The sequence below is a fragment of the Streptomyces paradoxus genome (assembly GCF_014202475.1).
GTDB lineage: Bacteria > Actinomycetota > Actinomycetes > Streptomycetales > Streptomycetaceae > Streptomyces > Streptomyces paradoxus.
On the sequence record NZ_JACHGV010000030.1, the window covers coordinates 1 to 5389 of the forward strand.

General features: G+C 70.0%; 6 protein-coding genes. 4 read left to right on the forward strand and 2 right to left on the reverse strand.

The genetic code is table 11. From position 1 onward, the window contains the following. From HNR57_RS40190 to HNR57_RS39020, 4 genes are all read left to right on the forward strand, one after another. The coding region (locus HNR57_RS40190) for a hypothetical protein (protein WP_246555423.1) at window positions 1-595 on the forward strand (595 nt) is incomplete at its 5' end. A 514-nt stretch (window positions 596-1109) separates the two neighbouring features. Then, complete coding sequence (locus HNR57_RS40195) at window positions 1110-1361, forward strand: hypothetical protein (protein WP_246555424.1); 252 nt, start codon at window positions 1110-1112, stop codon at window positions 1359-1361. 356 nt (window positions 1362-1717) lie between these two features. After that, window positions 1718-3160, forward strand: a complete 1443-nt coding sequence (locus tag HNR57_RS39015; RefSeq protein ID WP_184568161.1) for a PP2C family protein-serine/threonine phosphatase — start codon at window positions 1718-1720, stop codon at window positions 3158-3160. An 8-nt stretch (window positions 3161-3168) separates the two neighbouring features. Further along, window positions 3169-3603, forward strand: coding sequence for an STAS domain-containing protein (locus HNR57_RS39020; RefSeq protein WP_313675828.1), 435 nt, complete (start codon window positions 3169-3171; stop codon window positions 3601-3603). 462 nt (window positions 3604-4065) lie between these two features. Here HNR57_RS39020 and HNR57_RS40510 read toward each other — a convergent pair whose 3' ends face one another. After that, window positions 4066-4197 (reverse strand): hypothetical protein, encoded by a 132-nt coding sequence (locus tag HNR57_RS40510; protein ID WP_281403956.1) that lies wholly within the window; start codon window positions 4195-4197, stop codon window positions 4066-4068. A gap of 135 nt (window positions 4198-4332) precedes the next feature. Next, the gene (locus HNR57_RS39025; protein ID WP_184568165.1) at window positions 4333-5214 is read right to left on the reverse strand and encodes a nuclear transport factor 2-like protein; all 882 of its coding nucleotides are present in this window, start codon (window positions 5212-5214) and stop codon (window positions 4333-4335) included. Window positions 5215-5389: the final 175 nt, after the last annotated feature.

A 5389-nucleotide genomic window follows, 5' to 3' on the forward strand; every position in this document is an offset into this window, starting at 1 on the left:
GGGCCTGGACGACTACATCGCCGACCGCGCCCTGTCCCACCACTCCCGTCAGCTCACCGTTCCCCAGCCCGGCCGCCGGACCCCGGCCCCCGACCTGCTGACCTACACCGCCGACTTCGCCTGGCCCGGCCGCTGGTTGATCGCCGGTGCCGACGGCAAGCCGCCGCGGGCCGCCACCCGCTACGAGCGGGCCAGGTTCGCCAGCCTCGCCGTGCGGAACGCGATCCGCGCCGACCGCACCGCGCCGGCCGCCACGCCCACCGACCCCCACACCGAGGCGCCGCACGGCGTCGACCACCCCGAGCGGGACACCGCGCTCACCCCGGCGCAGCGGGCCGCCGCCGTTCACGCACAACAGCAGGCCGCGATGCCGCAGGAGTACCTGGAAGGCCGTACGACCGACCCGGCGACGTGGATGCGCACACCGGCCAACCTGGAGCGGCTCGCCGCCATCCCCCGCGCAGCCGACGCCCGCCGCCGCGCCATCGAGGACCGGGAGCTCCCGGCCCCGGCCGCCGACCCGGTCGACCCGCGCCGCCAGGAGCACGAGCAGCAGCACCCGCAGCCCGGCCCCGGCCAGGGCATCCAGCCATGACGGCCGAGAACCGTCCGGCGGCTGCGCACGGCACTGTTCACGTCGCCAACGCCGCCGCCAGTCTGGCGCCGTTCACGGCAGTTTCCCGGTGGCCGGCCGAACCCGTGGCGGCTCCCGCGCCTGCGCCGCCGCCGGAGGTGAGCGCAGGACATCCCGGCATCCGTTGCGCGCACCCGATTCGGCGGTGCACTGCATCGCCACCGCGCGGTGGCGATGCAGTGCACCGCCGAATCGGGTGCGCACCGACGATGTTGTGCATTCGCCACCTGGCGCGGTGCGCACCAAGATGGCGCGCGTTGGCCGCGGCAGCCACCCGGACGATCTTCGAGTGTCAGCGGACGTGAACGTTCCTGGCCTCTTGCACAATCCACTCATGGAGCCGTTGCCTGTTCCCTGCCCCGCCCACCTCATCCCCGTCGCCAGCGGCACCGGGGCCTTCCACAAGGCATACAGGCAGGCCATGGCACACAGCGCCGTATTCATCGCCATCGAATCCGAGGGTCCACGGTGGACCGTGAAGGCAGACACACTCACCGCAGGGTCCGGACACGTTGTCGACGACACCGTGAACGACGCCATCCGGGCCGCGATCGTCCGCCTGGTCCACAACCGTGAGGCCGGGACGGACGCCTACACAGGACCGATCTACTTCATGATGCACGACGTGCCGAGCGAGGAACGAGCTCGCGAACTCGCAGCCGCGCTCCACGCTGCCCTGTACGGAGACCTGGAACCTCTCAACCGCGCCGTCCCTCCCACCTCCTGACGTGAACGGCTCCTCGCGCAGCGTCCACTCCCAGGTGGTGTAGCGAGGGCCGGTACCGCTTCCTACGACGGCGCTGGAGTGGACAGCGTCACGACCCGGCCGCGCGGCACCCGTAACCTTCCGGCACGGCCGCCCATTCGAGTCCTGCTTGCTCGCCCCTCCCCGGCTCTGGCGCAGTAATGCGTACACCTCGCTGTCGAACATGCGAAGCCACAGCAGGAGCACCGAAAGGAGGTTCCCGATGCTGCGGCAATAGATCTGGCGTTCACCGCGGCATTGGCGTTCGGACGTGGACTCGATCTAGGCTGCGTCGGTTCGTGCCGCTCGCGGCGGTCCATCGACGGAGAGGAAAGCCGATGACGCAGCAGGCTTCGGCGGCCCACCCGGCGCCCGGGCGGCGCCCGGAGATGGTCCCGGACCCACGTGCGGAGGCGGCCCGTATTGCGGCGGTACGCCGCTACGACATCCTCGACACTCCGCCCGACGGCGCGTTCGACCGGGTGGCGGCCATGGCCGCCCGCCTCTTCGATGTCCCCGTGGCCACAGTCACGATCGTGGACACCGACCGCATCTGGTTCAAGGCCGCACACGGCCTGGAGGGCGTCAAGGAGATCGGCCGCGATCCGGGCCTGTGCGGCTCGGCGATTCTGCGCGATGACGCGCTGGTCATCCCCGACACTCTTCATGATCCCGTGGCGGCAAACAATCCGCTGGTCGCCGGGGAGATGGGTGTGCGCTTCTACGCCGCCGCACCGATCATCACTCCCGACGGCCACCGGCTGGGCACGGTCAACGTCCTGGACACCAAGCCGCGCTCCATCACCGAGGACGACACCGCCACACTGGCCGATCTTGCCGCGATCGTGCTGGACGAGATGGAGCTGCGGCTGTCGGCGCTGCGCGCACTACGCAACGAGCAGGAGCGGCGGGAGGTGGAACGGGCGGCGCGGGAACAGGTGGAAAAGGACAAAGCCGCCATCGCCGCGTTCGCCTCCACCCTCCAGCGCACCCTGCTGCCCCCGGCGCTTCCCGTGGTGCCCGGCCTGGAGCTGGCCTGCCACTATCACACCGCCTCCGTCCATGATGTGGGCGGCGACTTCTACGACGTCTTCCCCGTCGACGGCAGCCGGTGGGCGTTCTTTCTCGGTGACGTGTGCGGCAAGGGCCCCGAGGCGGCGACCGTCACGGCCCTGGCCCGCCACACCTTGCGCGTCGCGGCCCAGATCGACCCGGACCCCGTCACCGTCCTGCGCACGCTCAACACCGTCCTGCTCACCGACGTCACCGCCGGAAGTAGATTTTGCACCGCCCTTTTCGGCCTCCTGGCACCCCAGGAGGACGGCGGCTTCACCGTCACAGTGGCCACCGGCGGCCACCCGCCGGCCTACCACGTGCGTCCCGACGACAGCGGCGCGGTATGGGTCAAGGCGGTCCGGCCCAAGGGCGGCATGCTCATCGGAGCCTTCCCCCAGGCATCCTTCGCCCACGCCACCTTCTTGCTGGCCCCCGGAGAGGGCCTTTTCCTCTACACAGACGGGCTGACCGAAGCCCGCACCACCCAGGGCGCCATGCTCGGCGAGGACGGCCTGACTGGCTTCCTCCACCAGCGCACCGGCCCTCTTACCGCCACCGCCCTGGTGGAAGACGCCGTCACGTTGCTGGCCTCAATGCCCGACGGAGCCGGCGACGACGTGGCCCTGCTGGCCCTGTCCGTGTCTGACCCCGAAACCGCACCTGATGCCGGGGTCGCCGCCACTGCCCACACCACCGCCGCACCTGAACACTTCGGCCAGGAGTGATGACCGACGTGACCCACACACTTCACCTGACCGTCCAGCACCCTCGCCCCGGCCTCGCGGTCGCCACGATCGTCGGGGATGTGGACGTGCAGACGGCGCCCACGCTGCGCTCCAGGGCCCTGGAGATCATTCAGCAAGGACACCCGCGCTTGGCCCTGGACCTGGCACAGGTCGGCTTCTGCGACTCCTCCGGTCTCAGTGCGATCATCGGCATCTGGCACGTGGCCCAGGAAGCGGGCGGCTCGCTCAGCCTCGCCGCCGTCCCCGACCGCCTGATGCGCATGCTCAGCATGACCGGCGTCGACTCGCTCCTGCCTGTCCATGCCACAGCCGCCGACGTGATCGACAGCCCGCCCGCCTCTGGCGGTTCTTCGCCCAGGTCGTGTACACACGGCGGAACTCCCAGATGCACTGGCCCACGAGGTACGTGGTCAGGCAGCTAGCTCCCCGACTGCCCTTGTATTCGGGGTTCCAGCCGCCCTCGACCAGTGCCTTGCGCTTGTGTCTGCTTGCCAAGAGGCGTGGCAAAGGCTCGCGTAAACAGGCCCCAGCGGCCCCTGGGGACCTGCGCTTCCCCGGGAGCCGCTGGTCACCGGCTGGTCACCGGAGACGGGTGCGGTCGAGCCTGTACGGGGGAGCAGGCCCTGGACCGTCTTCGCGTGGCCAGTCTCGCCGGGCCGATGAGCACAGCCCGGCAACGACACGACTCCCTGAACGGACAAACCTCAGGGGGCGTCGGCCGCTACGGCGCCCAACGCCCCCTCAAGCACCAGGGTGGCTGGCCCCCGGCCGGGGGAGGGAGAGCCCCTGCGGCGAGGGCCATGCGCCGGGGCCGGGCCAGTCGATCTTCGGGCCGGGCGAGAGGCGCGCGGGCGCGTGTGGAAAGGCTCGTCCATGGCGTCGCGCTACCTGTCGCGCTCTTCTGGGCGGCGGGCCCAGGCGGAGACGGTGGCGAGGCAGACGTCGAGGAAGTGGGGTGAGGCGATGAGGGTGCCGAGTTGGGTGGCTTCTTCGGCGCTCTTCGATGCCCCGGTCACGGCGGCGTGGCCTTGAGGGGGACGTTGGTGGGCGAGAGGTCGGTGCGGGCGCGGTGGAGGCGTGCGTGGCGTCCGAGGTCTGCACCCTGCCCACCACCCGCTGGCGAGCCGACTGGCTGTTTCGAAAGATCGGGGCTAGTGGGTGGTGGTGATGGGTTGGGTCTGGGTGATGGTGGCTTGCTGGAGTTGGGGGAAGCGTCCGTTGCCGTCGATCAGGGTCCAGTCGTGGTGGGTGCGGGCGGTGACGGGGCGGCCGTCGGTGTCGATGCCCAGCCAGTCGAGGTCCATGGAGAGCGTCAGGTGGCCGGTCTCCTGGGGGTGGACGGTGAGGCTGTGTACGTCGTGGTGGCTGGCTTGGACGAGGCTTGGCAGGCCGGTGAACCAGTCGGCGATCGCATCGGCGCTGTTGAGGGTGCGTCCGTCGCTGAGGTGGAACGAGGCGTCCTTGGCGAGGATCTCGGTCAGTGGGGTGGGATCGGGGTCGCGACTTTCGATGAGGGTGAGCCAGTAGTAGACCAAGCTGGCGGCGCGGTTGAGGGGGTAGGCGTCCTGGAAGGATTCGTCGATGAGGTGGTCAAGTTCGACGATGACGCGTCGCATGGTGGGCAGAGCGGGAGTGCTGTAGTCGAGCTGCATGGCGTAGTGGAGGGCTCCGGCGCGCTCGTCGCCGTCCACCGACCGGTTGTTGTAGTGGAGGTCGGTGCTGGCCAGCCACTGGCCGGTGGTGCCGATCGGCAGGATCTGGAACCGCTTGATGTGGTGGGCATGGCCTTCTCCGACCGGGAAGGCTTCCACGCTGGTGCGGTAGTTGTCTTTGCCGGTCTCGATGCCGCCCTCGGGTCCGACCCCGCGGATGATCTCGATGTCGTTGCTGAGGAGGTCGAACTGGTTGTCCCAGTTCTTGGGGTCGCGTTCGTAGAACGCGAACCAGCGGTGCAGTTGTGCGCGCGCGGTGTTGGCGGCGTTCTGCAGGTCGATCCGGGCCCGCAGCTGGGCCAGCTCGGAGTTCGCGGTCATGGGTGGGGTCCGTTCGTGGGGTCGGTGTTCTGGCGGCGGTTCCGTTGTCCTGGCCCTGGCCCTGGGGTTGTGTTGGGCGTCTGGGCCAGGGGCGGTGTCAGTTGTTGACGCGGTCCATGAAGGCTTCGGGGTAGCGCGGGCCGGCGGCGGCGCCGGGCGGCATGGCTGCCTCCAG

What these genes read in the sequence shown, in the direction of transcription:
- HNR57_RS39015 (WP_184568161.1), top strand. Translation starts at nt 1,718, where the DNA reads ATGACGCAGCAGGCTTCGGCGGCCCACCCGGCGCCCGGGCGGCGCCCG.
- HNR57_RS39025 (WP_184568165.1), bottom strand. Translation starts at nt 5,214, where the DNA reads ATGACCGCGAACTCCGAGCTGGCCCAGCTGCGGGCCCGGATCGACCTG.